The organism is Shewanella oncorhynchi, assembly GCF_030848765.1.
In the GTDB taxonomy this organism is placed as follows: domain Bacteria; phylum Pseudomonadota; class Gammaproteobacteria; order Enterobacterales; family Shewanellaceae; genus Shewanella; species Shewanella oncorhynchi.
In genome coordinates this window covers 1596456-1623448 of the sequence record NZ_CP132914.1, presented here as the reverse complement: position 1 = coordinate 1623448, position 26993 = coordinate 1596456, and the positions used below count along the sequence as shown (strand labels likewise).

Annotated in this window: 27 protein-coding genes and 1 pseudogene; 1 reads left to right on the top strand and 27 read right to left on the bottom strand. The window is 44.2% G+C overall.

What is annotated here, in order from left to right; all coding sequences use genetic code 11:
• Positions 1–11: 11 nt before the first annotated feature.
• From fliR to RA178_RS22145, 8 genes and pseudogenes are all read right to left on the bottom strand, one after another.
• Positions 12–809 carry a flagellar biosynthetic protein FliR gene (gene fliR, locus RA178_RS07395; RefSeq protein ID WP_028761179.1) on the bottom strand — a complete coding sequence of 266 codons (798 nt, stop codon included), beginning with the start codon at positions 807–809 and terminating at the stop codon, positions 12–14.
• Positions 810–813: 4 nt separating this feature from the next.
• Entirely contained in the window at positions 814–1083 is a 270-nt protein-coding gene (gene fliQ, locus RA178_RS07390) for a flagellar biosynthesis protein FliQ (RefSeq protein WP_012587225.1), read from the bottom strand.
• Positions 1084–1101: 18 nt separating this feature from the next.
• Entirely contained in the window at positions 1102–1848 is a 747-nt protein-coding gene (fliP, locus tag RA178_RS07385; protein WP_028761180.1) for a flagellar type III secretion system pore protein FliP, read from the bottom strand.
• Positions 1845–2273: a flagellar biosynthetic protein FliO gene (fliO, locus tag RA178_RS07380; protein WP_105251944.1), complete on the bottom strand. Its 429-nt coding sequence runs from the start codon at positions 2271–2273 to the stop codon at positions 1845–1847. Before fliO ends, fliP begins: the two co-directional genes overlap by 4 nt.
• A gap of 30 nt (positions 2274–2303) precedes the next feature.
• A complete protein-coding gene (fliN, locus tag RA178_RS07375) occupies positions 2304–2684 on the bottom strand; it encodes a flagellar motor switch protein FliN (RefSeq protein ID WP_028761182.1) in 381 nt (126 codons plus the stop codon).
• Between the two features lie 11 nt (positions 2685–2695).
• Positions 2696–3724: a flagellar motor switch protein FliM gene (fliM, locus tag RA178_RS07370; protein WP_105251943.1), complete on the bottom strand. Its 1029-nt coding sequence runs from the start codon at positions 3722–3724 to the stop codon at positions 2696–2698.
• A 39-nt stretch (positions 3725–3763) separates the two neighbouring features.
• Positions 3764–4291, bottom strand: a complete 528-nt coding sequence (fliL, locus tag RA178_RS07365) for a flagellar basal body-associated protein FliL (RefSeq protein ID WP_263168842.1) — start codon at positions 4289–4291, stop codon at positions 3764–3766.
• A gap of 84 nt (positions 4292–4375) precedes the next feature.
• A pseudogene (locus RA178_RS22145) lies at positions 4376–4861 on the bottom strand (flagellar hook-length control protein FliK); the annotation flags it as partial.
• A gap of 535 nt (positions 4862–5396) precedes the next feature.
• Between RA178_RS22145 and RA178_RS07355 the strand changes: the two are divergent.
• A complete protein-coding gene (locus tag RA178_RS07355) occupies positions 5397–6305 on the top strand; it encodes a hypothetical protein (protein ID WP_306685036.1) in 909 nt (302 codons plus the stop codon).
• Between the two features lie 195 nt (positions 6306–6500).
• Here the strand turns inward: RA178_RS07355 and fliJ are convergent, their stop codons facing one another.
• The 19 genes from fliJ to RA178_RS07260 form a co-directional block, all read right to left on the bottom strand.
• A complete protein-coding gene (fliJ, locus tag RA178_RS07350; protein ID WP_306685035.1) occupies positions 6501–6947 on the bottom strand; it encodes a flagellar export protein FliJ in 447 nt (148 codons plus the stop codon).
• Between the two features lie 29 nt (positions 6948–6976).
• On the bottom strand, positions 6977–8314 hold the full coding sequence (fliI, locus tag RA178_RS07345; protein ID WP_306685034.1) for a flagellar protein export ATPase FliI: 1338 nt from the start codon (positions 8312–8314) through the stop codon (positions 6977–6979).
• Positions 8283–9278 (bottom strand): flagellar assembly protein FliH, encoded by a 996-nt coding sequence (gene fliH, locus RA178_RS07340; RefSeq protein ID WP_198572625.1) that lies wholly within the window; start codon positions 9276–9278, stop codon positions 8283–8285. Before fliH ends, fliI begins: the two co-directional genes overlap by 32 nt.
• Positions 9265–10317, bottom strand: a complete 1053-nt coding sequence (gene fliG, locus RA178_RS07335) for a flagellar motor switch protein FliG (protein WP_131523088.1) — start codon at positions 10315–10317, stop codon at positions 9265–9267. Before fliG ends, fliH begins: the two co-directional genes overlap by 14 nt.
• Positions 10310–11998: a flagellar basal-body MS-ring/collar protein FliF gene (fliF, locus tag RA178_RS07330; RefSeq protein ID WP_028761190.1), complete on the bottom strand. Its 1689-nt coding sequence runs from the start codon at positions 11996–11998 to the stop codon at positions 10310–10312. Before fliF ends, fliG begins: the two co-directional genes overlap by 8 nt.
• A 45-nt stretch (positions 11999–12043) precedes the next feature.
• Positions 12044–12379 carry a flagellar hook-basal body complex protein FliE gene (gene fliE, locus RA178_RS07325; RefSeq protein ID WP_028761191.1) on the bottom strand — a complete coding sequence of 112 codons (336 nt, stop codon included), beginning with the start codon at positions 12377–12379 and terminating at the stop codon, positions 12044–12046.
• A gap of 231 nt (positions 12380–12610) precedes the next feature.
• On the bottom strand, positions 12611–13954 hold the full coding sequence (locus RA178_RS07320) for a sigma-54-dependent transcriptional regulator (RefSeq protein ID WP_306685033.1): 1344 nt from the start codon (positions 13952–13954) through the stop codon (positions 12611–12613).
• Positions 13947–15029 carry a sensor histidine kinase gene (locus RA178_RS07315; protein ID WP_263191070.1) on the bottom strand — a complete coding sequence of 361 codons (1083 nt, stop codon included), beginning with the start codon at positions 15027–15029 and terminating at the stop codon, positions 13947–13949. The genes RA178_RS07320 and RA178_RS07315 overlap by 8 nt, the downstream gene beginning before the upstream one ends.
• A 109-nt stretch (positions 15030–15138) precedes the next feature.
• The gene (locus RA178_RS07310; RefSeq protein WP_306685032.1) at positions 15139–16572 is read right to left on the bottom strand and encodes a sigma-54 dependent transcriptional regulator; all 1434 of its coding nucleotides are present in this window, start codon (positions 16570–16572) and stop codon (positions 15139–15141) included.
• Between the two features lie 287 nt (positions 16573–16859).
• Positions 16860–17270, bottom strand: coding sequence for a flagellar export chaperone FliS (gene fliS, locus RA178_RS07305; RefSeq protein WP_212600932.1), 411 nt, complete (start codon positions 17268–17270; stop codon positions 16860–16862).
• Between the two features lie 6 nt (positions 17271–17276).
• Positions 17277–17597 (bottom strand): flagella biosynthesis chaperone for FliD, FliT, encoded by a 321-nt coding sequence (locus RA178_RS07300; RefSeq protein ID WP_306685031.1) that lies wholly within the window; start codon positions 17595–17597, stop codon positions 17277–17279.
• Between the two features lie 30 nt (positions 17598–17627).
• Positions 17628–18998, bottom strand: a complete 1371-nt coding sequence (fliD, locus tag RA178_RS07295; protein WP_131523082.1) for a flagellar filament capping protein FliD — start codon at positions 18996–18998, stop codon at positions 17628–17630.
• 33 nt (positions 18999–19031) lie between these two features.
• Entirely contained in the window at positions 19032–19409 is a 378-nt protein-coding gene (locus tag RA178_RS07290) for a flagellar protein FlaG (protein WP_131523081.1), read from the bottom strand.
• Between the two features lie 140 nt (positions 19410–19549).
• Entirely contained in the window at positions 19550–20368 is an 819-nt protein-coding gene (locus RA178_RS07285) for a flagellin N-terminal helical domain-containing protein (protein WP_028761198.1), read from the bottom strand.
• Positions 20369–20626: 258 nt separating this feature from the next.
• Positions 20627–21448, bottom strand: coding sequence for a flagellin N-terminal helical domain-containing protein (locus tag RA178_RS07280; RefSeq protein ID WP_306685030.1), 822 nt, complete (start codon positions 21446–21448; stop codon positions 20627–20629).
• Between the two features lie 94 nt (positions 21449–21542).
• Positions 21543–22754, bottom strand: coding sequence for a flagellar hook-associated protein FlgL (flgL, locus tag RA178_RS07275; RefSeq protein WP_306685029.1), 1212 nt, complete (start codon positions 22752–22754; stop codon positions 21543–21545).
• 11 nt (positions 22755–22765) lie between these two features.
• Positions 22766–24691: a flagellar hook-associated protein FlgK gene (flgK, locus tag RA178_RS07270; RefSeq protein WP_306685028.1), complete on the bottom strand. Its 1926-nt coding sequence runs from the start codon at positions 24689–24691 to the stop codon at positions 22766–22768.
• A 40-nt stretch (positions 24692–24731) separates the two neighbouring features.
• On the bottom strand, positions 24732–25874 hold the full coding sequence (flgJ, locus tag RA178_RS07265) for a flagellar assembly peptidoglycan hydrolase FlgJ (protein ID WP_028761202.1): 1143 nt from the start codon (positions 25872–25874) through the stop codon (positions 24732–24734).
• A 17-nt stretch (positions 25875–25891) separates the two neighbouring features.
• Positions 25892–26983, bottom strand: coding sequence for a flagellar basal body P-ring protein FlgI (locus RA178_RS07260; protein ID WP_028761203.1), 1092 nt, complete (start codon positions 26981–26983; stop codon positions 25892–25894).
• Positions 26984–26993: the final 10 nt, after the last annotated feature.

Sequence of the window (26993 nt, the reverse complement as noted above, 5' to 3'; positions counted from 1 at the left end):
TCCTAATCCCATCATATCAAGCCATCAGCGTTACATTGGAGCGCTAACATATCGCAAAGCAGCACTTGAGCCGTCGACCATACTTCATCGAAGTGTGCCATTACCGGTGTTAGGGTTAACCACAGAATAAACAGTCCACCAATCATAGTGATCGGAAAACCAATAGAGAAAATATTCAATTGTGGCGCGGCGCGGGTCATGACCCCGAAGGACAAGTTGACTAATAACAAGGCGATAATCGCAGATATCGACATAGTGAGTGCCGCACCAAACATATACGACCCCCAATCAGCCAGCGATCGATAACTTGTCAGTGTTAAGCCTTGATTAGAAATCGGCAAAGTTTCAAAGCTTGCCACTAGCATACGGATCATCAAAAGATGGCCATCCACAGCTAAGAAAATCAATGTCGCCAATAAAAGGAAAAAGTTACCAATAACGGGTGTTTGTTGGCCAGAACCGGGATCAACCATAGAGGCAAAGCCTAAACTGGTCTGCATACCAATGATCTGTCCAGTGAGCACAAAGACTTGCATCACCATTTGAGTCACAAACCCCATGGCAACACCGATAATAATTTGCTGCGCCGTGATGAATACTGCGCTTAACGAAAATAAATCCACATTTTGAGTTGGAGGAAGAACGGGTGCTATCGCAAAGGTAATTGCCATCGCCAATAATAAACGCACTCGAGTTGGTGTCGTTGCCGCCCCAAATACCACCATGACCATCAACATGCTCGCGACGCGGAACAATGGCCAAATATAAGCGGCAATGGTTTGCATTAAGGTATCGAGCAGCAGCTCCATCGCGTTAGCCTATCACTTGAGGAATGCGATTCACCATCTCGATGAAAAAGTCCATCAGGGTTTCAACTAACCAGTGCCCCATAAACATTAGGCCAAAAAGTGTCACTAACAAACGCGGAAGGAAACTTAAGGTCTGCTCGTTAATAGAAGTCGCCGCTTGAAACACAGCAACGATTAGCCCAATTCCCAGCCCTGGCAACACAATAGCAGACACCATCATGACGATAACAGCGAGAGCTTCACGAAAAATATCAATTAGCGCCTCAGGACTCATGTGTTTACTCTCCCTTGGCTATCCGAAACTATTCGCTAATGTCCCGAGGACTAAGCTCCAACCATCTACGAGCACAAACAACATGATCTTAAACGGCAGCGACACTATCATGGGAGATAACATCATCATACCCATAGCCATCAAGATACTCGCCACCACTAAATCGAGTACTAAAAAAGGCACAAATAGCATAAAGCCAATCTGAAATGCGGTTTTTAACTCACTGGTAATGAAAGCGGGCACTAACACACTCATAGGTGCTTCTTCGGGAGACTTAATATCCTTATAGCCAGAAATCTCAATAAAGGTCTTTAAATCCGTCGTTCTTACTTGGCCCAACATAAAGCCTCTCAGCGGCTCTTTCCCTTTATCAAACGCTTGCTGCAAGGTTAATTGCTCATCGATATAAGGCTTCACCCCTTCATCATAAATCCGGTCGAATACCGGTGCCATGATAAAAAAAGTCATGAACAAACTCATGCCAATTAAGACTTGATTAGATGGAGTCTGTTGTAATCCAATGGCTTGGCGTAATATCGACAGGACAATGATAATCCGCGTGAAAGAGGTCAACATGATGAGCATCGCAGGTAAAAAACTCAGCGATGTCATCAGCAGTAAAATCTGCATTGTGACCGAATATTCCGTTGAGCCGTCTGGCGCCGTTGTTACTGTTACAGCAGGTAAGACACCATCTGCGGCCCATGCTGACGGCATCAATAACAGCATAACTAACCCAACTAACGCGAGGATACGTGTTGTCATTGTTTTAATTTCGCCTGACGTAATCGACTCGCAAACGAATCAGCTTCTAGATGGATAGGTTCCGCTAACTTATCAATCAAACTCACCTGCTGCGAGCTAACCCCAAGCAAATATTGCTGTTCGCCCACCTGAACCAAGACTAAACGCTCTTTTTGACCGAGGGAAGTCACAGCAATGGTCTTTAGTACGCCATTGGTCGTGGGGACCAAATTAAACCTTCTCAGTAAATAAGCTAACGCGAAAATTAATAATAAAACCAGAATCAAGCCACCTAACATACTTGCTAAGGTCGCAACTTGAGAAGGTTCTGCCATTTTTGTAGCAGCAGGCGCTATTGAAGCAATATTCGCTGCGCCTTCCCCACCGAGGCTATCTGCGCTCGCTTGAACCGCTACCACTAAACTCTGTATTACCGATGTGCTCATTTAAAGTTCCAACGACTTTTACATCTCGTATTATTTAAGCTTTTTAATTCGCTCAGTTTGACTGATCACATCCGTTAAGCGAATACCGAATTTATCGTTTACCACCACCACTTCACCGTGAGCGATAAGCGTGCCATTGACCATCACATCTAACGGTTCACCTGCGACTCTATCTAACTCAACCACAGAACCTTGGTTAAGTTGTAATAAGTTTCGAATACTAATATAGCTACGGCCCACTTCCATCGAAATGGTGACAGGAATATCTAAAATTGTATCTAACTTAGCCGCTTCAGCCTTAGAAATAGGTCTTGAATCATCAACCAGCTCATCGAGTTCAATTGCGTTGGCTTCTTCTAACGCTTGTTCTGCCATTGCTGCAGCCCAATCATCCGTATCGTCTGTGCTCATCTTACTTCACCTTATAATTCTGATATATCACGAGATTTACCCTTACGCGTCACCAATTGCAGCTCAGATTTAACTGTCTCTGGCCGAGGGATTTTCTCACATATTTTAAGTGCTAGGTTATCTCTAGAACGGCCCATTTTACAACGATATGTCGGTAAATCCTCGATTTTCATCATGATAAACTCGGGTAACTCAATCGGAATAATATCGCCCGCTTTAAAATTCATGACCTCTTTGAGCGTTAATTCATGTTCAACAATATTGGCATCGAACCCAACCTTCACATCCATGATTTCATCGTGCAATGCCTGTGACCAACGCATATCAGTATCTTGCTTGTCACTTTGCACACCCGCATCGAGTAACTCTCGGATAGGTTCAATCATGGAGTAAGGCATAGTGATGTGAAAATCACCACCGCCTCCATCGACTTCAATATGGAAGGAATTAATCACCACAACTTCGGTAGGACTAACAATGTTCGCCATGGCGGGGTTGACTTCAGAGTCCAAATAATCAAACTCAACATCCATTACGGGCGCCCAAGCATCTTTATAATCTTCAAATATAATCTTAAGCAGTAACTGTACGATTCGTCTTTCTGTCGGCGTAAATTCTCGCCCTTCAATCTTGGCATGGAAACGCCCATCGCCACCAAAGAAGTTATCCACTAGGATAAATACCAGTCGCGCTTCCATGGTGATCAATGCAGTGCCTTTGAGTGGGCTAAAACGCACCATATTCAAGCTAGTAGGAACAAAAAGCGTATGTACGTACTCACCAAACTTGAGCATCTGTACACCGTTGATCGACACTTCGGCCGCTCGGCGCATCATATTAAACATGCTGATGCGTAAATGCCGCGCAAAACGCTCATTCACGATTTCCAGCGTCGGCATACGCCCACGAACTATTCGATCTTGGGAAGAGAAATCGTAGGAACGGGCATCTTCTCCAACAGCGTCAATTTCGTCATCATCGACGTCATCAACCCCGTGCAATAGCGCATCAATTTCGTCTTGGCTTAATAAATCACTCACTATATTGCCTTCGCCTCTTTTGGTGCTGAAGTTAAAGGGTTATTGCATTACAAAACCGGTAAATAGTACTTTCTCGACAACTTTACGCCCAGTTACTGACTGTAGAGTATTTTGCACACTCAGAAGTGCTAACTGCCGTAACTCATCCTTCCCCGCTTGCGTGCTGAGCTTTTGCACATCTGCACCACTAAAGGTCGTTAAAAGCGCATCTTCAATCAGCGGAATATGTTTTTGTGTTAGCACATCATCATCGGTACCACGCACCATAAGCTGCACTTTAATCTCAACTAAACGAGCCCTATCAGGCCCAGGTAAGTTGAATAAAAAAGGACGCGGCATAGGCACGTATGATGCGGTAGCCACTGCTCCTGATGCTGGAACTTCAGCCTGAACTGCACCATCGGCAGCTACGGCGGGAACCTCTTCGGTACCGCTTCCTATAAAGAACCAGACGCCGCCACCGATTAACAGCGCGACTAAAACGCCTAGACCAGCAAAAATAAATAGTTTCTTCTTACTCTTAGGCCCTTCAGTACTTTCAAGTTCTAACGATTCTTCCTTAGCCATCACTATTCTCTTTAATTTAGGCGGAAACTCATTACAGTTTTATTTGAAACGTAATTATGTCAGTCATTGCTATAGGTTACCTGCTTAAGCGTAATAATCTATACCTGAAGTTACACTAATCGCTTGATTTAAACCTAAATGTAACTCTTCTGCCGAGATTTCATCCATATCAGCCGCATTTGAACTGCCGCCATCACCGAAACTACCTTCCCGACGCTCACCTTGATCGCCTTGAGAAACATGGCTGTCAGCCAACTGCATCCCTTGCTCTTGCAATAACTCACGTAATCTTGGCATAGCTTGTTCAACCAGATCGCGCGTTTGCGGCTGAGTAACATGAAACTGTACTTGGGTTTGGTCGCCATGCACTTGGATCTTTACCAACATATGCCCAAGTTCAGGTGGATCGAGCCGGATTTCCGCATGTTGGATGCCTTGACTCACCATAGTAATCAATTGCTGCTTCATCACAGGTGAAAATCGTTGGATCATCTCCTGCATTTGGTTTTGCTGTTCTACTCCTTGACGCAATGACAGCTGAACTTGCATGGTTTCTTGGCGATTTAATTGTGACATCGAGAGTGTCTGTATGGATGATGTCGACTTAAGTTCTGAGAAAGTATTACTATCATCCATAAAACTTTCGTCTCTGGGAATATCCATCGCAACCGTTAATTTAGCATCTTTCAGTAATAGGTTAGCAGCCAAATCGGAATTGGGACTCCCATCAAGATCACTTTCTGTTACAGATGTTGTACCTAATGGTTCAGATGAAATTGAAGAGCCTAAGGTATTCAGGTCGAAAGTATTTCCCGAGGTAGCGATATTACCCGTATTGGGACTATTCACTGTCGAGCTGCTAGTCGTTGCTTTTGCCGCAGTGTTGGTTGCCGACTTTATCGTTGCACTGTTCGCTAAGCCCGCTTGATTAATCACAGCATTAAGTGTGACCTCATTCTCAACTAAAGACTCATCTATACTCACCCCGACTTCAGTGGCAGAGACAAGCTCAGTGTCTTCTAAAGGTAATTCTGAAGCGTCATCGGTCAAATTTGGATCAATCACAGCATCACTATCCGCTGACGCTTCAAGTATATTTGGGTCTATGGGAAGAATATGTACGAGTGACTTATCAGTCAAAGAAGATGGTTTCACGTCATCTGCGAATGAAATTGCTGCCATATCTGGGCTAGTAGAAACTAACTTTTGTAATTCAGCAGAAAAACCAGCTTCATCTATATCTGATGCCAGTTCAATCTCAGCAAAAACAGTAGAAACAGTAGAAACAGTAGAAACAGTAGAAACAGTAGAAACAGTAGAAACAGTAGATGCCAATGCTAAATCAGCAGAAATAGTAGGTGCCAATGTTGAATTATCAGAAACAGTAGGTGCCAATGCTGAATCAGCAGAAATAGTAGGTGCCAATGTTGAATTATCAGAAACAGTAGGTGCCAATGCTGAATCAGCAGAAATAGTAGAGGCCAATGCTGAATCGGCAGAAACAGTAGAGGCCAATGCTAAATCAGCAGAAATAGTAGATGCCAATGTTGAATTATCAGAAACAGTAGATGCCAATGCTGAGCCGGTTAATAACGCTGATGAAGTATCAATATTTTCTTCACCAGTTATATCTTCTTCAGCATTTAAAAATGCTAGCGGCAAACTATCTCCATCAGATGCCGTTTTCTTCATATCATTTGCCATGCTAATTTGGGCAAAAATGAGATTTACGTCGGCGTCATCAGTTGATATATCGTCATCTTTTACTTTATCAGCAGAGGTAACCTGCACAGTATCATCAGTGTTAGCAATGGTTTTTTTAGACGCAGAAATAGAAAATGAGCTAGCGGTGACTGACGCAAGTGTAGATGAAAAGTCTTCATTATTAGACTCTTGGGAAGATGTCTTAGCGGAATTGGCCGCAGAGTTGCCTGTTTTACTTAACAGGATATTGGTCATTTGTTGCATAAGTGCTCCCAAACATCACCCAGCAAAAAAAGAAATGGCTAGGTAGAAACGTCAATTAAACACTGCGGTTGCAGGGTCATGGACTAAATCAAAGCAAATAAGATGCCAAAACATCAGATTTTACGACAGCATATCGAAAAGAATTAACACTGAGAGGGGCCGAATTGATGCTTATGCCATCAATACAAAAAAACTAAAGAGCCTATCCGGCTCGCGAGCAGTAAAGATGCCTATCATTTCACTAACGTTGATGACGGCGATAAAATTGCTGGGAAGCAAATTCATCGGTCATTTTTTGCTCCCTTTTTTGTTCAACCACTTGACGCTTCTTCTCTTTACTGGCTAAGAGTAATTCTACTGCCTTACGTTTTTTTTGCTTTTCCAACCAATATTGTTGTCGATATTCTTTTTGCTTTTCACCGTCGGCTACGACACGATTTTGCTGGATAATAGCGTCATCGATCTGACGAATAAAACGGTGAAACTGGTGATAGTGGCTAGCACTGATGGCTTGACCTTGCTGGGATTGCATTTGCTTCATGTATTCTAAGCGATAGTTATTCAGAGCACTGAGTTGATTCAACCGTTTTTGACACTCTAATTGCGCAGATTTTAACAATAACGCCGCTTGTTCTTCGGCATCATTGGCAAGCTTTAACACTAACAACAAGGGATCGGCGTTAGCCATACTAGACCTCGATTAATTCGATGACGCCATTATTTGCACTGTGCAGCAAGTTGCCCAAGCATGACTTGGCTATCGGCAAAGCTAAATGCATCACGCATGGTTTGTCGCAAAAAAGCATTCATTGCTGGCTGCAGTCGTATCGCATTATCAATGCGAGGATCGCTTCCTTGGGCATAGGCCCCAATAGAAATCAAATCTCGATTTTGCTGATACAAAGAATAGGTTTGTTTCACGCGGCGCATCGCCTCCAAATGTTCATTGGAGATCACCATAGGCGCGACTCGGCTAATAGAAGCTTCAATATCAATTGCAGGATAGTGCCCCGAATCCGCAAGCGAACGTGACAAGACAATGTGACCATCAAGGATCGCCCGCGAAGCATCGGCAATGGGATCCTGTTGATCGTCTCCTTCCGTCAACACAGTATAAAATGCCGTAATTGAACCTTGCCCAGGGCCACCGTTTCCGGCGCGCTCAACTAAACGTGGCAATTTTGCAAACACAGAAGGCGGATAACCTTTAGTCGCAGGCGGTTCACCCACAGCCAAAGCAATTTCCCGCTGCGCTTGGGCGTAGCGCGTTAAACTGTCCATAAGCAATAAAACGTTATAGCCTAAATCGCGGAAGTATTCGGCAATACGAGTCGAGGTTTCACAGGCGCGAAGGCGCATCAGAGGCGATGTATCCGCAGGCGCAGCAACAACGACCGAACGCGCTCGACCTTTCTCACCAAGAATTTCCTCAATAAACTCTTTCACTTCTCGGCCACGCTCACCCACTAGCCCAACCACAATAATGTCGGCGGTAGTACCGCGAGTCATCATACCTAAGAGCACACTCTTACCGACACCTGAGCCCGCAAACAAGCCCATACGTTGGCCTTTGCCCACGGTCAGCATAGCGTTGATAGCGCGAACGCCAACGTCCAGCGGTTCAGTAATAGCACGGCGGGATAAGGGATTAATGACAGCGCTATGTCTTGGCGCTTGTTGGTCGGTTTGCAACGCGCCTAAACCATCTAAAGGCACGCCGTTACCATCGAGTACGCGTCCTAGCAAGGATAAACCAACATTAAGTCCAGTTTGTTCCCCCAAAGGAACAACCCGCGCACCGGGCAATACACCACGTAATTCTTCGATAGGCATTAAATAAAGGAGTTCGCCATCAAACCCGACCACCTCGGCGATTAACTCGCCCGCCATGGTTTCGATCGAACATAAACTGCCCACAGGCGCACGGCAACCGCTTGCTTCTAAGGTTAAGCCGACAACACGCACCAGTTGACCACTGGCCACTGCGCGAAATGGCGGCACCTTACCCTGATGATGATTAAGCCTATTCAGCAGTTGATGTTGGCGATTTTGCATCTGATTTTGCCTCTAATTGCTCACCTGTGTTTGAGGCAGATTGTATATCCTCAGCATGTTGAGAAACCGTATCGACAACCTGATCATCAAGCTCTGATCCCACAGCCTCAGAAGCCGCAACATGTTTTGCGGTATCTTCAACCTCTATCGCCTCTTGCAGTTGACGCTGCTTATCACTTAAGTGAGCATGTTGGTTCCGTAAGGACTCAAACACAGCATCGATGCGCGATGCGAGGGTCAAATCGACTAAAGAACGATGACTACTGAGAATACAGTCACCAGGGCTTAAGGAAGGGTCAACTTCAAGTTCCCACTTACTGCGGGTCAGTTGGGCGGTGGAATAAAGTTGTTCGACTAAAATAACATCGTCAGGATGCAAGCGGATTGTGACCGTTTGTTCTTTTATCGGCAGTGATTCTATACCTAAGCGCAATGCCGAAAGCACTTGTTCTGGATGAGTTTTTAATTCGTGGCCAATGACAGATTTCGCTAATGTCATACTCAGGTTCAGTAGCGAAAGTTCAATATCGCCATCGAGCAATTGCAATGGTTTTTCAAATTGGGCTAATAAGGTTTCAAAACGCGAGAGCAATATTTTTGCTTGGGCTAAACCGGTTTCTAATCCTTGCTCATGCCCTTGGGCGAGCCCTTCAGTATGGCCCTGCTCTAACCCTTCTAAACGCCCTTTTTCTAGCCCTTGCTCATACCCTTGCTGCTTACCTTCGCTAAAGCCTTCTTCTTCGGCTTGGGCGCGAATGTCTTCAATCTCAGCCATCGTCGGTGGAGAAACACTTTCCACTGTAGTCGACTTAGCGGCTTGATGATTTGAATGGCCAAACAGATTTGAGATAGAATCATCATCGGCTTCAGTCACATCTGGCAGTGCCCAGTGACTAAATTCGACATCTCCTTCGCTCAAGACCTTATTCAACAATTTATTGTCGCTCGGATTAGAGGAACTCATCGCCACCACCGCCGCCTAACATGATTTCGCCGCTGTCACTTAAGCGACGAGCAATAGACAGGATTTCTTTTTGGGCGACTTCCACTTCACTGATGCGGATTGGGCCCATGGCTTCAAGATCATCACGCAACAATTCAGCGGCACGTTTTGACATGTTACCCAATATTTTTTCTTTCAGCTGATCATCTGTGCCTTTGAGCGCCTTCATCAGTACATCTTGCTGCACTTCACGCAACAGGGCTTGAATACCGCGGTCATCGACATCGATTAAGTTTTCAAATACAAACATCAAATCTTGGATTTGCTGCGCCATTTCTTCATCAGACTCGCGCATGGTTTCCATCAACTGGCTTTCGATACCCGTGTCTAAGTAGTTCATTATGTTGGCGGCCGCTTTTAAGCCACCCATTTTCGCGGCCTGGGCGCCACCTTGACCGGCAAACTGTTTCTCCATGATGTCGTTCAACTCTTGCAGTGCAGCAGGCTGCACTTCTTCAAGATTTGCAATACGCATCATCAAGTCTAAGCGGGTATTCTCAGGGAATTGACCAAAAATTTCCGCCGCTTGATCGGGTTCTAAATAAGACAGCACAATGGTTTGGATCTGTGGATGTTCGTTTTGAATAATGGTCGCCACTTGGCGCGCATCCATCCACTTCAACGAGTCCAAACCTTTAGCACCACTGCCCATGATAATCTGTTCAATCAGATTACCCGCTTTATCTTCACCCAGCGCAGCGGTTAAGGCTTTACGGACGAACTCTTCACTGTTGAAACCAATTGAAGAATACTTTTGAATATCATCAAGAAACAGCTTATGTACTCCGATAACTTTTTCCTGACCAAACTCATCCATTGCCGCCATGGCCATACCCACTTTTTGCACTTGCTTCGGCTCTAAGTGTTTTAAAATGGATGCAGCATCAGCCTCACTCAAACTGAGGAGTAAGATAGCGGTCTTTTCAACGCCACTAATATCTTTGATATTAAAGGCAGGTGCGGCCGCAGTAGCCACTTCTTTCGTTTTATTCTCAGCCATTGTCTTGTAACCAGTTTTTCACGACTTGAGTAGAGAGCTCAGGCTCATTCGCCACGAGCGCACGGATAGCTTTAATCATATCATCATCTTTGTGAAGATTAGGGATATGAATTGAGCCATCGTCAGCATAACTGTATTCCGCCTCTTGAGTATTAAGCATCCCTAGCGTATCAGCCGCATATTGGTCCTCAATTTCGGCTAATTCATTACCTAATCTGCCATCCTCAGGCATATTCACACTGTCAGGATAGATTAAGCGTTTCAGCATAGGACGTACCACAGCTAAAATCAGCACCAAAATCACTAGCGCACCAATCCCAAGCTTAATCGCACGCCAAAACCAAGGTTGCTCCCAAAGCTCTGGTGCGGGTAAATCTTCAACCAATTGATCCATAAAGGGAACGGTTACCACTTCCAGCACATCCCCCCGTTGTGAGCTAAAACCAACCGCGCCTTCAAGCAAACGACGGATATTGGTCAGTTCTTGTTCTGTACGGGCAACACGGGCTACTTGACCATTTTCTCCAGCGGCACCAGGTTTAAAGTCCACCGCGACTGACACACTAATGCGGCGCACTGCACCAACTTGCTGGCGGGTATGGCTAATGGTGGTATCTAATTCAAAGTTACGGGTCGCTTCGCGGTGCGAATTACCTGCTGCTGCCGTTGCTGACTCTGCCGCTTTTGTTGCATCTTCTGGAATATTAGACTCCATTGGCGGTTGATTGGATAACGCGCCAGGGATCCCACCAGAAGAGCCGCCAGTGGTGTTATTTTCAACGGTCATTTCACTGCGCAGTGCCGGTAAATCAGGGTTAAAACGCTTTGATGTTTGCTCAACAGCAGTAAAATCCATACTGACGTCGACTTGAGAGGTAAAATTATCAGGACCTAAAATTGGCACCAGAATCGATTCAATCTTAGTGCGATATTCAGCTTCTTTTTGCTGTACTAATTCAAGTTCACGGCGAGCCGTCGCAGACGCGCCATCTTGGCTGCCAGAGTTCAATAAACGGCCGTTAGAGTCAGTTACCGTCACCCTTGATGGTTCTAAACCTTGTACTGCAGAAGCAACAATATCGACGATAGCATCAACTTCACCTTGGCCTAATCCACCGCGACGGGTATTGATCACCACAGTTGCACTCGGTTTAGAGGCATTGCGGGCGAAGACGTTTTCTTTAGGTAACGCAAGAATGACTTTGGCACGACTGACACTTTGTAGTTGCTCTATCGCACGGGCGAGGTTTTCTTCTTGGCTATGCTTAAGACGAGCTTGTTCCATACGTTGGCTGACACCAAAACCACTGTCTTTATTCAAAAAATCTTGGTTGGCTGCAGGACTGTCGATACCTGCACGGCTCAACATCATTTTGACTTCTTGATATTTATCTTCAGGAACTTTAATAACGTCCACGTCAATTTGATACTTAACTTTATTTTTATCAAGTACATCTAGCACCTGAACCATTTCCTGAGTTTCCATTTTACCCAATGGACGATACTCTGGCTCCTGTGCCCACAGCATGACAAATACCGCCAAGGCTAAACAAATCGCTAAGGCTAAAATCATAGTCACCTGGCGCATCATATCGACACCGCCAAGATTTCCCATCATTCCTGACTTATGTTCTTGCTGGACACCTTGGTCAGCTAAACCGGAATTGGATCCGACAATCATTTCTGTACTCACGATTCGTACCTGCTAATTGGGTTATTCACTGGCCTAGACAGGCATGCTCATTATTTCTTTGTAGGCTTCGACAAGCTTATTACGCACTTGCACTGTCGCCTCGAAAGCGACACTTGCTTTCTCACGGGCAATCACAGTGTCCGATAAAGAAACGGTAGTATCACCCATCTCTAAACGTGTCGCGAGGTTTGACGAGGCGGACTGTAAGCCGCTGACATTGCCGACGGCTTGCGATAGCAACTGACCGAAGTCTGCACCACTGGTGTTATTCACTTGCTGCATGATATTTGGCTGAACGCCAAACGACGGCGTTATTTCGCCTTGGAGTTTCTGCATTTCCTGCAGGAATGAATTTGCGCCTATTTGCATGCTGAGCTCCCAGTCGTCGAGTTCTTGACGATCAAAATACCGATAACGGGACAATGCAAAATAACGGCCAAGTTTTCAGATGGTCGTGATTGATAATAAATTGACGGGATAAGAAGATATCAATATCTAAGGATTTTGGATGAAATGAGCCACTTTTGCGGTTGTGTGTTTTAATAAATACAGCCTCACACTCAATGTGGAGGCTGCGTGATGATAACTTGAATTTATAGACTAATTTGGCAGTTGGATCCCCATATCACGCATCCTTGCCATCTTGTATCTTAGGGTTCGTGCGCTAATTCCTAGCTTTTCGGCGACTAACTTACGACTTCCTTGGCATTGATTAAGGGTCTCTAAAATAATCACATGTTCTTGAGCTTTAAGCTCTTCACCTAAACCGTCTGGCTCAGAAGAAAATGGGGCTAGATCTTCACCGCTTAAAATCACATCCTGCGCATCGATAATAATGTCATTGGCAGTGATCAATTGACCAGCTCTTAATATCAAAGCACGCTGGATCACATTGTCGAGTTCACGTACGTTCCCAGGCCAGCGATGACTCAATAAACGTCGACGCGCATTCTCATCCAACTCAGGCACATCGGCAACATTCAATGCCTTAGCATGTTTAGCCAGTAAATGACGCGCAAGAGGTAAAATATCTGCAGGACGTTGACTTAACGCAGGCCAAGCTAAAGGAAATACGTTAATTCGATAGTAGAGATCTTCCCTAAATCCCCCTGCGGCGACCACTGCCTTTAAATCACGATTGGATGTAGCAAGCACGCGCACATCCAATTTAATAGTTTTACGGCCACCTAAACGCTCAACTTCACGCTCTTGCAAAACCCGCAACAACTTAGCTTGTAAGCCTAAATCCATCTCAGAGATTTCATCGAGCAGCAAAGTGCCACCTTGAGCCTGCTCAAATTTCCCCGGACACGCTTGATAAGCCCCCGTAAATGCACCCTTTTCATAACCAAAAAGGGTAGCTTCGAGCATGTTCTCGGGAATCGCGGCACAGTTAATGGCCACAAAGGCTTGATTAGCACGGCTACTGTGTTGATGAATATAACGGGCCAAAACCTCTTTACCCGAACCGCTAGGACCTAAGATCATGACAGAGGCATCGGAGGCGGCAACCCGTTGAGCAAGTGCTAATAAGGCTAAACTTTTTTCATCAGCGACGACGGGCTGATCCACATTTTGTTTTAATGGCAAATAGCGTGAGACTTGATTGAGTAACACTTCTGGTGCAAAAGGTTTGGCTAAATAATCAACAGCGCCTAATTTTATAGCGTTCACCGCGCTACCAATAGTCGCGTAGGCCGTCATCAACAGCACTGGCAACTTAGGATGATGCTGCTGCAGGTAGTTCAATAAACCTAAACCACCAATACCTTGCATCTGCACATCGCTAATAACTAAATCAAACTGATGTTGTTTCAAGGCTAAAATAGCGTCTTCACCGGAGGCAACATCAACACACTCATACTGAGCCAGCATTAAAGTATCCAACAAGGCTTCACGTAATGAAGCATCATCCTCAACGAGCAATAACTTTGCTTCAGACATGGGTAATCTCCAAAGGTAATATCACCGCGGATTTAGCCCGTGGGAATACTAAAGACACAGTACAGCCTTTATTCGGTAAACAACTGAGTTGCAGTTGTCCTCCATGATTGCGCACCACAGATTGCACAACGGCTAACCCAAGCCCAGTTCCCTGCGACTTAGTCGTAAAGAAAGGTTCAAATACCTTCTGCTGCATAGTGGCGTCTAAGCCTTTGCCATTATCGATTACATCCAATAACAACCGTTCGCCCTCTTCCTTCGCTTGAATACGAATTTCAGTGGCTCCGGCTTCTATGCTGTTTATGACTAAATTATTGATCGCCGAGCTTAACGCATTAGAATTAGCTAACATCGAGCTGCTTGATGCATCATAAAATGACAAGTCACAGCCTTGCTTTGCCGCTATCGGCTCACAATTTGCCAAAACATTGTCGATAACCTCAGCCAATGAGATTAGATCTCCAAGTTCATCCTGACGGCCTTTCGCCATCAATAGCATGTCGTTAACCTGCCGCTCGAGTTCATTGAGTCTATCAACAAGTTTTTGCTGGAATTTCGCTTTAGCGGCATCGGATAACTTAGGACTAGCAAGATTTGAAGCATATAACAAAGCGGCTGATAAAGGCGTGCGCACCTGATGAGCCAAAGTTGCTACCATCTTGCCCAGTGCAGATAAACGTTGTAAATGGGAGATATTTTTCTGTAATAACCGAGTTTCAGTCAGATCAGTTAGCACAATTAATTGACCAGGCTCTGGCGTCAATGGCGTAATCGCTAATTTAACGCGGCGGCCATTACGCAGTGACACTTCGTGGCCATCATCGTCCTGCGGCGCAAAGGCACTGTGGATCACATCAATCCAGCGAACGCCACATAAGGAGCGCTCAAGTAATTCAACTGCTACCGGATTGGCATCCGTGACTATACCGTCGCCATTGATAATCACCACGCCGGATGGCATAGCCTGTAAAATATGCTCCATTCGATTGGACATATTCGCGGCCTCACGCAATTGGTTCCATTGTTTGCTAGTGTGCTTGAATGACTCAATTTGCGCTAGTGGGTTGGCTGACATAGTCACTCCGTCAAAAAATTGCTTATGACGGGGTGACTGCAGTATCTATGCCAAATTGGAAATTGAACTTTAGATGTTAAAACAACTTATATAACAATAAAATAGAAAACTAATCTTTTGTCATTCCGTACTTACGCATTTTTTCTACAAGCGTTGTACGGCGTATTCCAAGCATTTCAGCAGCGCGAGCTACGACATTATCTTGTAGCTCTAGCGCCTGACGTATCATGTCTATTTCTAGTTCTGCTAACAAATCCTTAAGGTTCACACCTTCAGGCGGCAGCTCACTAGGGAAACGCGTTTCAGGGATTTCAACCGGCTCTTCATCGCTAAAGATAGAAGCTAAAGCATCACGTTCCTGTTGCTCTTCACTCATCTCTACACAATATTCGGGCACATCGATATGGCGATATTTGACAGGTAAATCGTTAACATCGACCAATCCACCCGGATATAAAATGGTGAGGCGTTCGACTAAATTAGACAGCTCGCGCACGTTGCCCGACCAAGCATGTTCTTTCAGCGACTCTATCGCACGCTGCGTAAAACGCACCTTACCACGTCCTTCGTTATAGACTCGGCTAACTAACTCTTGTAATAGCAAAGGCACATCGTCCTTGCGATCACACAACGCAGGCATTTCAATCGGGAATACGTTTAAGCGATAATAAAGATCCTCACGGAACTCATTAACGCTGATCATGGTTTCTAAATCTCTATGTGTCGCAGCAACTACGCGTACATCAGCATTAATAGTCTTAGTACCACCAACGCGCTCAAATACCCGCTCTTGCAGCACACGGAGTAATTTAACTTGCATTTGTAGTGGCATGTCTCCTATTTCATCGAGAAATAGTGTACCACCTTCAGCTAATTCAAAACGGCCTTTACGAGAACAGATTGCCCCCGTAAATGACCCCTTTTCATGACCAAATAGCTCACTCTCTAATAACTCAGGCGGTATAGCACCACAGTTAACAGGGATAAATGGACCGTCACGGCGCTCAGACAAATAATGGATATTACGGGCGACCACTTCTTTACCTGTACCTGATTGACCCAGAACAAGCACGGTTGCCTCAGATGTTGCTACTTGATTTATCAAGTGCCTCACATTCGCAATACCATCACTGCGTCCCACTAAGCTTCGGAATAACTTTGTTTGATTCGCACTAGTAGGGACTTGAGGCCGTTTAACTTGACCGAATACTTGGCAAAAGTGTAATAATTCAGTGAGCTGAGGATACGTTAAAGGTTCTTCTATATGTCCAAGAATATTAGATACTTGCAGATCGTCAACATTGCCAAGCAACAGCATAGGTTGCCATGGATGTTGACCTGCGATGTTTTTAAGCCCCTCAGCATCCATAACATCAGTTAGGATAACTAAAGCTCGAAAACGGGTATCTTGGAGGCTAGCACTTAATTTTTCGGTGTCAATTTGTACAAATTGCTCACCTAAAAAATCCAAAATGCAACACAGGCGATTTAATCGCTCTGATGGAGGGCCGATAAGTAAAATTCGTTGATCTGTTTGCATCATTCAGTAGGCCGTAAAGCTCTAATATGTATTAATTCGCATTAATTATTTATGATTAGTTGCTGTAAAAGCTTAACAAATTCAATGTAACAATCTGTGCCACCATCACTACTTGTGATGAATATTGTATTATCAGCAGACGAGAAGCAAGCCTCAGATGAGGTTTATGCCAAACTGAATTGATTTTAGTTCATTTACATCATGATTCTAGTCTAAAACGTCAATACTTTGACTTTTAGCCAAAAAAAAGACGCAACCAGTGCGTCTATTTTTAATCACGAAATAAGATATTAACCCGCTTCAGAATGCGCAGAAATATTATGTTTATCTGCAGGAATTGCATCCCAACCTTCTTTGATAGTACGTAAAATATCACATACATCATCAATCGCTTTCACATCATTATTTAGGTTAGCTTCAGAAATTCTACGCAACATAAAATCATATAAATCACTCAAATTTCTAGCTATCTGGCCACCAGCATCCATATCTAGGCTATTGTTTAAACCAGTAATAATTCCAATAGCTTTGCCAATGTACATACCTTTATTAGACAAGTCATTTTGTTCAATCGCTAGACGACTTTGTGCTAAACGTTGCAGTGCCCCCGCAAACATAAGCTGAATAATACGATGTGGTGACGCAACAGTGATTTCACTCTCTAAAGACACCTTACGATACGATTGCAGTGATCCTCTCATAAACACCTACCTGTTTAAATCTATAGTCTCATAAACACTAATCTGGCGCTTATTCTTATTACCTGCATGTAATAATGCTTGTCTATCTGCCATAACAACACTTGCTTTACCTGTGTACTCTTGAGTAAGTTCAAGCTGATGTTGAAGATAATCAACATCTGTCATATTAGCATCAGCCACTAATACATTAAGTAAAATTTGACGCTCTCCAACCAGTACTTGCAAGTTCGACACCAACTCGTCAGATTGAGGCTCTTCAGCAGGAAGCTGAGTCAGTTTATTTAAAATTTCACTCAAAAGGACATTAAGCTCATCGAGTTGTTTCACTTATACTCCCCTTACTCATTTATAATTTCACTATCGTTTTTTAACAGCTCCAGGAAGCGAATTCAAACGATCAACAAGACCACTGCTCTGCTGATTTAGTTTTCCAACGACTAGATCCATTGCATTAAATTGCTTTGTTAAACGGGCTGTTAGTTGATCCATCTTAAGCGTGAAAGCTTCTCTTCTATCAGTAAGCTGGCTTTGTTGATTAGTATATCCGGTTTGACGTGAGGCAATTAATCCTCGAGACTTGACATAACTATCAGCAAGATCATTAAAGCGATTAGCAAGCCCTTTATCTGGTGTCGAGAATAATGCCTCAACACTGGCCATATCTTCAGAGATGACTTTATTAAGTTTAGTGTCATCGACAGACAACTTACCATATCTATCTGTTTTTATACCAATATCATATAATGCTATCGAACTGCCACTATCAGTTGGCACTCTTTCACTCGATATACTTCGGAGTTGCGATTCTATAGAACGGATCATAGAGTCGCCCTGTAATGCAGCTGCTGTTTTTTTCTCTTTATCATAAGACGACATTTTATCAACTGCAGTCGCTAAACTATTGTAGGCATCGACAAAAGCTTTCACATTTGTCTTTACTGCATCATCATCTTGTTCAATTTTTAACGTAGTCGTCTTAGAAACATCAGCATCAGTTAAGTTTAACGTCACCCCTGCAATAGCATTTTTAACTTCATTAGTTTGCGAGGTAACTTTCTGATTATCGATATAAACAACTGCATTTTTAGCATCTTGAAGCGTGGAGATATTACCAGCACCGAACATATCATTTAGTCCAGTTCCAGTCGTGTCATTAGCTGTAATACTAATTTGATTGTCTTCACCTGACTTATCTGAACTAAAAACCAATCGACTGCCTGCATCACTGGTAATAACAGTTGCAGTTACGCCCGCATTATCTGGGGATTCATTAACTTTTTTAGCAATCGCAGCAAGTGAATCGGTAGCCGAAACATCAATGGAGAAATTCTTACCATTGATACCAAAATCAAGGCTCCCTTCACCTACAGGTAATGCAGGATCTGCAACATTTTTTCCAGCAATTTTATGATTTACCGCAAGTTGCTCAACTTTAATACCATAGCTACCCGCTTGTGCCGTTTTGTCTGTTGTTGCTGACAAATAAGTTTGATTACTAACAGAAACCTTACGCAAATTGAGGGCATCACCAGTTTGAAGTTTTTTTAAGGCATCTTGAAACGTAGACAACGCACTTTTTAAGGTTCCCATGGCAGAAACTTTTGCTTTGATGCTGTCTTCTGTTTTATTAAACATCGCTTCTTTCGGTGTTTTTTCGGCATCAACTAAAACTTGCACAATTTCACTAATTTTAAGGCCAGATCCCATGCCTGTCGCTGTTAATGCCATATAGACCTCTCAATCAAACGTACTTACAAATATTTATGCTTCTGTTTTCATCAAAAGCCCTGTGACTTCTGATAGTTTTTCTGCCAAGGCTAATGCTTCTTCACTCGGCATTTGTCTAATGACATCACCAGTATCTCGGTCAAGTACAGTCACAACAGCTTGTCCAGAGTTCTCATCAACCTTAAATGCTAAACCTTTACGCATCATAGACATCATATCAGACAACTCTGTGGCAACTTGAGCTAGCTTACTTGGATTCTGTTCATTTTTCGTCACATCTTGTTCCGCAGCTTGTTCAATAGCCGTATTTCGCTTTAATTCAGCATCTGGAGCAGATGCTTTTAGCGGCGTTTGAGCTAAATCAACCTTACTGTGAAGCATAGAAGGTGAACTTGCTATATTGATATCCATAGCCATACCTCAGCAAATTTAGTAATAACTTTAAATGGTTACATTAAAATTACCCTATAAAACTACATTAACCTTTAAAGTGGCAAAGGGAGATCCGTCACCGAACCTCCCTTATCACTTTCTCACTATTCTGCTTTAAACTACAGCAGTGACAAGGCCACTTGAGGTAACTGGTTGGCTTGGGCCAGCATTGCAGAACCCGTTTGTTGCAACACTTGGTTCTTGGTCATTTGTGATGTTTCTTTCGCAAAATCCACATCCACAATTCGGCTCTTCGCATCAGCAACGTTTGCTTGAGTATTAGCACTGTTACTGATGTTGTATGCTAGGCGGTTTTGTTTAGCACCTAAGTTAGCACGCTGACTATCAATCGTTTTAATGGCAGCATCAATCGCAGCGAGTGCAGTTGAACGGCCAGCTGAACTTGCAACAGACAAACTATTAACAGATAACGCACCAGCATTCGTTGCTTTTACTGAAATCGTAATGTCTTCGCCTTCTTGGTGTCCGACTTGGAAGGTCTTACCTGCGGAGAAATCACCATTCAGTAATTTTGTGCTACCAAATGCGGTTGTATCACCGATTGCTGTAATTTCTAATGCCAGTTCATCAATTTCGCTTTGCAATGCTGTCAAATCGTCAGTACTGTTAGAACCGTTCTCTGCTTGTACTGTCAAATCACGCATACGTTGAAGCATGTTAGTCTGTTCTTGCATCGCACCTTCAGAAATCTGGGCGATTGAAATGGCATCGTTAGCATTGCGCATACCAACATCAAGGCCACGCACTTGGCTGTTTAGTCGGTTAGATATCGCTAAACCAGCAGCGTCATCTTTGGCACTGTTAATACGCAGACCACTGGATAAACGTTCCATAGATGTGGCCAAACCGCCTGCGGAAGTATTTAAATTCTTTTGAGCTTTTAATGAAGTGACGTTTGTGTTTACTGTAATGGCCATGATCGTTTCCTCTTTATACCTGGCTTGTGAACTTGCCTGTCTACTTAAGCCAGGCGGGTCTTAGTGGTTACAGTATATTTAACGGCAGCATCTTTTTTAACTTTAGAGTTATTTTTTAAAATATCCTGATTTTAAAAAATAACTCTAATTATCATAAACATAAATATCAGTTCTTATAAAACTTTGCCTACGTTTCTAGATGATTCTAGAACAAGTAGGCAAAAGCACTTCATATAACATCAAGCAAGTAAAGTAACATTAACCCAGAAGAGATAATGCAACTTGAGGTAACTGGTTTGCCTGTGCAAGCATTGCAGAACCCGTTTGTTGTAACACTTGGTTCTTAGTCATAACTGAAGTTTCCTTCGCAAAATCGACATCCACGATACGACTCTTAGCATCAGCAACGTTGGCTTGAGTATTAGCACTGTTACTAATGTTATAGGCCAAACGGTTTTGCTTCGCACCTAAATTGGCTCGTTGATTGTCAATTGTTTTAATGGCAGCATCAATATTCGCAAGTGCAGTTGAACGACCAGCTGAAGTCGCTACGGATAATGAATTGACAGATAAACTTGCAGCATTGGTTGTCCCTACCGAAATAGTGACATCCTCAGCTTCTTGGTGCCCTACTTGGAAGGTTTTACCCGCAGAAAAGCCACCAGTCATTAATTTGGTGTTACCAAACGCCGTACTATCACCTATAGCAGTAATTTCCTCTGCTAATTGATCCATCTCTTTTTGTAATGCTGCTAAGTCATCAGTGCTATTCGCACCGTTTTCCGCTTGAACGGTCAAATCACGCATACGCTGCAACATATTGGTTTGCTCTTGCATCGCACCTTCGGCGATTTGAGCAATTGAAATCGCATCATTAGCATTTCGCATGCCCACTTCTAGACCGCGCACTTGACTATTCAAGCGGTTAGAAATGGCTAGACCAGCGGCATCGTCTTTTGCACTGTTAATGCGTAGACCACTGGATAAACGTTCCATTGAGGTCGCTAAACCGCTACTGGAAGTATTTAAATTCTTTTGTGCCTTCATTGAAGTCACGTTGGTATTTACTGTAATAGCCATGTTGAGTTCCTCTTCCTAGTTATACCGCCAAGGCTTGGAGCTTGGCTAAATTTTTAACAATTTATCTTACAGATGGATAGGTACTTGCTTTCTGTTAAATAAAGTCGAACAGGGAAACAGAACCCACCTTACTAAACACGCTAGAGACTGCGTTCAATGCAAGCTGTTGCTTTTCAAATTCCGTAATCGCTGATGCATAATCGAGATCTTCCAAGAGTGATAGCGCTGATGAGTTCACCACTTTCTCCTCGGTATGAGTCTCTTTGTAACTTTCGACAACTTTCAGATTATTCCCCGCCACACTTCTGGCAGAACTAATTTGATTGACGCCACTACCGATGTTATTCAATATCTGTGCCAACTGAGCTCGCCCTTGGGGAGTGTTGGCAGAATTAGGGTCTTCAATTAATGCAATCGCACTGCTGATCGTATCGAAAATACTGACTTCGGCCTGCGGCTCCATGGTGAAACTATCGCCAGCGCTGGGTTTTCCATCAATTTTAACTTCTATACCATTAAAACTAACGGGATTAGTGGCATCGAAGTTAGCTACGTTTGCGACAGGATTACTTGCAGAATCGAGCACTTGCAAGTTAGTACCGCCGGCACCATTATCAGTGAAGTTAAATGTATATGTATCAGCAACATAAGTTGCAGCATCAGCAATTTTTGCTGTTTTAACGCTAAACTCCCCCTGCTGGCTGGCCAAATAATTGACGCTATAATCACCAAGTCCATTGGGTGCTTTCATAAACGCGCTATCGCCAGGGATGTTTGTCCCCATGGCAACACCCGTTTGTACTAAACTATTTTTGACGCCAGAATCGCCGCTATACACTATTTTAGGCGGTGTCGAGTTATCAAAAGCAAAAGGTTCTTTATCGGTACTGAAACCAGAGAACATATAATTGCCAGATTCATCCTTACTATTCGCAATAGAGAGCAATTCTTCTAAGCTGCCTTTCATCTCTTCGGCAATCATTTGCCGCTCAGTTCCTGAGAGTGTGCCGTTTATCGCTCGCATAACTTGCTCACGCATAGAGCCAGTTAAATCTTCAGCACTACCGAGTTTGCTTTCTGCCACAGCAAGACGATTTTTCGCATAGTCAATATTTTTCATAAACTGATCGACGAGTGCATTTTTCTGATTCAGATTATCAATACCCTGTGACGCCACAGGATCATCACCAGCAGTATTGACTTTCTTACCACTGCTCAATTGGTCAAGAATTTTGCTGGTCGCCGTTTGCTTTTGCAGCACACTGGTAATGCTTTGATTAAAAATCTGCGCGGATGATAATCGCATAGTTAAATCTCCTAACGCACTGAGGATAATAAGGTGTCAAAAATCTGCTGTGCAGTCGTCATGATCCGCGCAGAGGCTTGATAGGCTTGCTGAAAACGCATTAAATTTGCTGCTTCTTCATCTAAGTTCACGCCCGACTCACTCTCTACTCGCGCATAAGCTTGTTGATACACCGCCTCTGCCGAACCAACACGCACTTCAGCCGCTTTCGTTTTACTGCCTACCTCGAGCTTAGTGTTCTCGAACACATCAGCTAGGGTCGACTTTCCCCCATTCATCACCTTACTTTCGCTCAACTTAGCCATAGCGACAGCATTAGAGTTATCCCCCGCTGCGAAGGATAAATCGAAGGTAAATCTGTCATTGCCTGCAGCCGCTTTGCTTTCAACTTCAAAGGTAAAACCAAAAGCGCTAATACTCGGAGGCGTATAAGGGGCTGCAGCCCCAAGGGATGTTCCCGCGGCGTCGAATGCTTCATAGGTTGGAGGCACAACTGTGGTATCGAGCTTTATCGTCAACTCACTGCCCGTTACAGGGAAATTTGCGGCATTACGATTGCTAATTTGAGTCAACTTCACTTGGGTATTGCCCGAGTTAGCGGCATCTGCAGTAATCTTTGGTGATGCGGCGGCAATGCCTTTAGGGTCTTTCATGACCACTTCAATGCCATTTGAAGCACCCGCTGTCGGGCGAATGGCAAAACGATCGCCAGACGCCATAGCGCCCGCTTTTATATCAATTGAAAATCCAGATCCACCCGATAAAGTCGAGCCAGTTAACGTCAGTGGCGTAATTGCCCCCGTTTTCGAATCTCTCAGCTCATAAGTTGCAGGCGCGGTAAATGACAGTTCGTAGGCACCACCAGTTAATAAACTGGTGTCATCTATGGTGACGCCTAACGTTGCATTACCTGTATTACCAGAAAAACCTGCTGCACGGCCCAAAGACATCATAGGATCGTTGATATCTTTGAAGATATTGGCACCAACTTGTCCATTGAGGTCAATACCTTGTGCTTGCATTTTATTGAAGTTATCAGCCACGCCCAAGGCTAATTGATCGAGCTCATGACCCGCGGGAATTAACGTTTGATCACGATAATCAAAAATGGCCCCTAACTGACCGCCAAGTTTACTCGGATCAACAGTGACACTTTGCGAACCAATACTTGAAGTCAATTGAAGCTCATTCGGAAATGGATCACCCGCTTGGACTCCCATCGTCATAGCAATTTCGCCAGAGACCAACATCACTGAACCACCGAGCATTACGCTCTTAGCACCATTTTCTAATGGAATAACGTTCACTTGAGCATACTGGCTTAACTCTTGAACCAGTGCATCTTGCTTATCAAGCAACTGCGCATCCTGATTCGGCGACTTCATTAACTCTAGGTTTAAATTTGCCAGTTCTGTACTGATCTCATTGATACGCTTAGTCATACCTGTGATCTGGTCATTGGTCTGATTAAGCTGGCCATTCAAATACGACTGCATCTGATTAAGACTGCTGGCAACTTGCTGTGCGTTTGTTATGGTCGAACTCCGAATACCCAAATCTGCAGGCAAATCAGCCACACTATTCAGCCCCGAAAACAGGTCATTCAAGCTTTGTGGCACAACTTTACCTACCTGTGAAAACAGCTGATCTAGCTCACTCAATTTACCGTAGCTGGCTTCGGCGGCGCTTAACGTTGTTTGACCAATGCGTAACTCTCTTGCAGCATAGTCATTGTAGATACGCTTAACGTCATTAACGTAAGTTCCAGTGCCATAAAAGCTACTACCAAAACGCTGCGATTCAAGAGTCGACTGCGTTGCTACTTGTCTGTGGTAACCAGCGGTATTGGCGTTAGCTATATTATTACTGGTAACACCCAGTTGCGACTGGGAGGCAAGCACCCCAGTTCGCGCTATATTCAGTAGATCAACGGCCATTAGTTGACACTCCTATGAACAAACAGGGTTGTAAGATTCATCATTTGTCTTCTCCTGGCAGAATTGATTTCAGTTCTTCACTGATCGACTGCATCACTTTAATCACTTTTTCAGCGTATCGAGGATCAGTGGCATAACCCGCATCCTGCAAAGCTCGGATGAATTGAGTAGGGGAAGCGGCCACTTTTTTCGCATCTTGATAACGTTCACCTTCGGCAATGAAGGACACAAAATCGTTAAAGCTATGCTCGAAATCACTATAAACTCGGAAGTCAGCTTTTTGCTGAACAGCAACACCGTGCTCAAATTCTAAGGTACTGACGTTAGCCTTATCACCTAACCAACGACGATCAGCTTTAATGTTGAATAGGTTATGACTCGGCGCACCGTTATTGCCGCGGACGATTTTTTGTCCCCAGCCAGTTTCCAGTGCCGATTGCGCCAACAATACTTCTGGTTGAGTACCTAATGTTTTTGCGGCTTTTTCAGCATGTGGATATAAGGTCGCTAAAAATTCTTCTCGACTACCAAACCTGACAATCTTTTGGGTTTCCCTAAATGCTGCCGTCGGCAAAACTTGGCCGCTAATCACAGGTTCTACCACTGAAAGTGATTGTTCACTCCAGCTCGGCTTAGGCGTATCGATAGCCAGTGAACGATTAGGCGCATCAATGTCCATTGATGAATTTGCATCTTCAGCTCTATCCGGTTCAAATACAGGCCGAGCGATAGCAGCCGGCACACCATGATTTACAACTGTGGGTTCAACCACAGGAGCGGCTGAACTCTGCATAGGCACATTAAGCGCTTTATCGTCGTGGAGCATTTTCATGCCACCATCGTCACGCAATACCGATGCAGGCGTGAAATGACTTGTTTCGGGAGAGAGTTGCTGCACCATCATATCGGCAAGGCCCAATACACCTTTGTCAGATAAATCGACCGATAACTGCTGATCGCGCATCTGCTCGTAAAACTGAGTGTATTGGCTATTGAGTGGACTATCAGACTGAAAAACCGCATTGGCATCGCGCATACTTTTCATCAGCATTTGCACGAAAATACCTTCAAATTGTTGGGCGACCTTTTTCAAGGCGCCCTTCTCATCTTTCTGAGCCTGGGCGCGGAGTGAATCTAGCCCGCCCAGGTCAAGAAAATGTGATGAACTTGAAAGCTTTTCCATGATTTTCCCGACAGAAATTAGATGATGATAAGTTCACCATGCAAAGCTCCTGCCACTTTTAATGCTTCAAGTATTGCTAACACATCTGAAGGGGCTGCGCCGACTAAGTTAACCGCTCTAACCAGCTCATCCAGCGTAGTGCCTGGATTAAACATAAACATACGGCGGTCACTTTCTGTCGCTGTGATCGTACTATTACTCGTGACGGTTGTTTGACCATTTGCCAACGCGTTAGGCTGCGAAACCTGTGTCGCCTCCGCAATCGTGACAGTCATGCCGCCATGGGTAATCGCCGCAGGGAGTAAGCGTACGTTTTGCCCAACCACTATGGTTCCAGTACGTGAATTAACGATCACTTTGGCAGATTCCTCTGCGGGAACAACATCAAGGTTTTCAAGCGTTGCTAAAAAGGAGACCCGTTGTGATACATCACGTGGAGCAGTTACCTGAACAGACGTCGCATCTAAAGGACGCGCCATATCAGGACCTAATAGATCATTGATCGCATCGGCCATTCGCTGCGCAGTAGAGAAATCCGAACGACGTAGGTTAAACGTCAAATAATCGCCAGTTGAAAATGGGGTAGCTACACTACGCTCAACAATTGCGCCATTCGGTATACGACCTACAGTTGGCGTATTTTGAATCACCTTTGAACCATCTAAACCATCGGCACTAAAACCACTCACCACTAAACTACCTTGGGCGATCGCATACACATTACCGTCTACCCCTTTCAAAAAGGTCTGTAATAAGGTGCCACCGCGTAAGCTTTTGGCTTCGCCTAAGCTAGATACCGTCACGTCAAGATCTTGACCAGGTTTGATAAAGGCAGGCATATCCGCGTGTACGGCTACCACTGCAACGTTTTTAATTTTCGGTTTGACGTTGTCAGGAAGATTAATCCCAAAGTTTTTGAGCATAGTCATAAAGGTCTGCTCGGTATAACTGGTTTTTTCCCCCGTTCCCGGTAAACCGACCACTAAGCCATAACCAATCAACTGGTTACTACGCACACCTTGCACATTGGCAATATCTTTAATTCGTTCAGCCTGACTAGGTAGAGAAAACACTAGCATGGCAACGGCTAACACCAGTTTATATTTCATGATACGACTC

Coding starts and splice junctions, on each gene's coding strand:
- fliR (WP_028761179.1), bottom strand. CDS start 809: ATGGAGCTGCTGCTCGATACCTTAATGCAAACCATTGCCGCTTATATT.
- fliQ (WP_012587225.1), bottom strand. CDS start 1,083: ATGAGTCCTGAGGCGCTAATTGATATTTTTCGTGAAGCTCTCGCTGTT.
- fliP (WP_028761180.1), bottom strand. CDS start 1,848: ATGACAACACGTATCCTCGCGTTAGTTGGGTTAGTTATGCTGTTATTG.
- fliO (WP_105251944.1), bottom strand. CDS start 2,273: ATGAGCACATCGGTAATACAGAGTTTAGTGGTAGCGGTTCAAGCGAGC.
- fliN (WP_028761182.1), bottom strand. CDS start 2,684: ATGAGCACAGACGATACGGATGATTGGGCTGCAGCAATGGCAGAACAA.
- fliL (WP_263168842.1), bottom strand. CDS start 4,291: ATGGCTAAGGAAGAATCGTTAGAACTTGAAAGTACTGAAGGGCCTAAG.
- RA178_RS07355 (WP_306685036.1), top strand. CDS start 5,397: ATGGGAAGAATATGTACGAGTGACTTATCAGTCAAAGAAGATGGTTTC.
- fliJ (WP_306685035.1), bottom strand. CDS start 6,947: ATGGCTAACGCCGATCCCTTGTTGTTAGTGTTAAAGCTTGCCAATGAT.
- fliI (WP_306685034.1), bottom strand. CDS start 8,314: ATGCAAAATCGCCAACATCAACTGCTGAATAGGCTTAATCATCATCAG.
- fliH (WP_198572625.1), bottom strand. CDS start 9,278: ATGAGTTCCTCTAATCCGAGCGACAATAAATTGTTGAATAAGGTCTTG.
- fliG (WP_131523088.1), bottom strand. CDS start 10,317: ATGGCTGAGAATAAAACGAAAGAAGTGGCTACTGCGGCCGCACCTGCC.
- fliF (WP_028761190.1), bottom strand. CDS start 11,998: ATGATTGTCGGATCCAATTCCGGTTTAGCTGACCAAGGTGTCCAGCAA.
- fliE (WP_028761191.1), bottom strand. CDS start 12,379: ATGCAAATAGGCGCAAATTCATTCCTGCAGGAAATGCAGAAACTCCAA.
- RA178_RS07320 (WP_306685033.1), bottom strand. CDS start 13,954: ATGTCTGAAGCAAAGTTATTGCTCGTTGAGGATGATGCTTCATTACGT.
- RA178_RS07315 (WP_263191070.1), bottom strand. CDS start 15,029: ATGTCAGCCAACCCACTAGCGCAAATTGAGTCATTCAAGCACACTAGC.
- RA178_RS07310 (WP_306685032.1), bottom strand. CDS start 16,572: ATGATGCAAACAGATCAACGAATTTTACTTATCGGCCCTCCATCAGAG.
- fliS (WP_212600932.1), bottom strand. CDS start 17,270: ATGAGAGGATCACTGCAATCGTATCGTAAGGTGTCTTTAGAGAGTGAA.
- fliD (WP_131523082.1), bottom strand. CDS start 18,998: ATGGCATTAACAGCGACAGGCATGGGATCTGGCCTTAAAATTAGTGAA.
- RA178_RS07290 (WP_131523081.1), bottom strand. CDS start 19,409: ATGGATATCAATATAGCAAGTTCACCTTCTATGCTTCACAGTAAGGTT.
- RA178_RS07285 (WP_028761198.1), bottom strand. CDS start 20,368: ATGGCCATTACAGTAAACACAAACGTCACTTCATTAAAAGCTCAAAAG.
- RA178_RS07280 (WP_306685030.1), bottom strand. CDS start 21,448: ATGGCTATTACAGTAAATACCAACGTGACTTCAATGAAGGCACAAAAG.
- flgL (WP_306685029.1), bottom strand. CDS start 22,754: ATGCGATTATCATCCGCGCAGATTTTTAATCAAAGCATTACCAGTGTG.
- flgK (WP_306685028.1), bottom strand. CDS start 24,691: ATGGCCGTTGATCTACTGAATATAGCGCGAACTGGGGTGCTTGCCTCC.
- flgJ (WP_028761202.1), bottom strand. CDS start 25,874: ATGGAAAAGCTTTCAAGTTCATCACATTTTCTTGACCTGGGCGGGCTA.
- RA178_RS07260 (WP_028761203.1), bottom strand. CDS start 26,983: ATGAAATATAAACTGGTGTTAGCCGTTGCCATGCTAGTGTTTTCTCTA.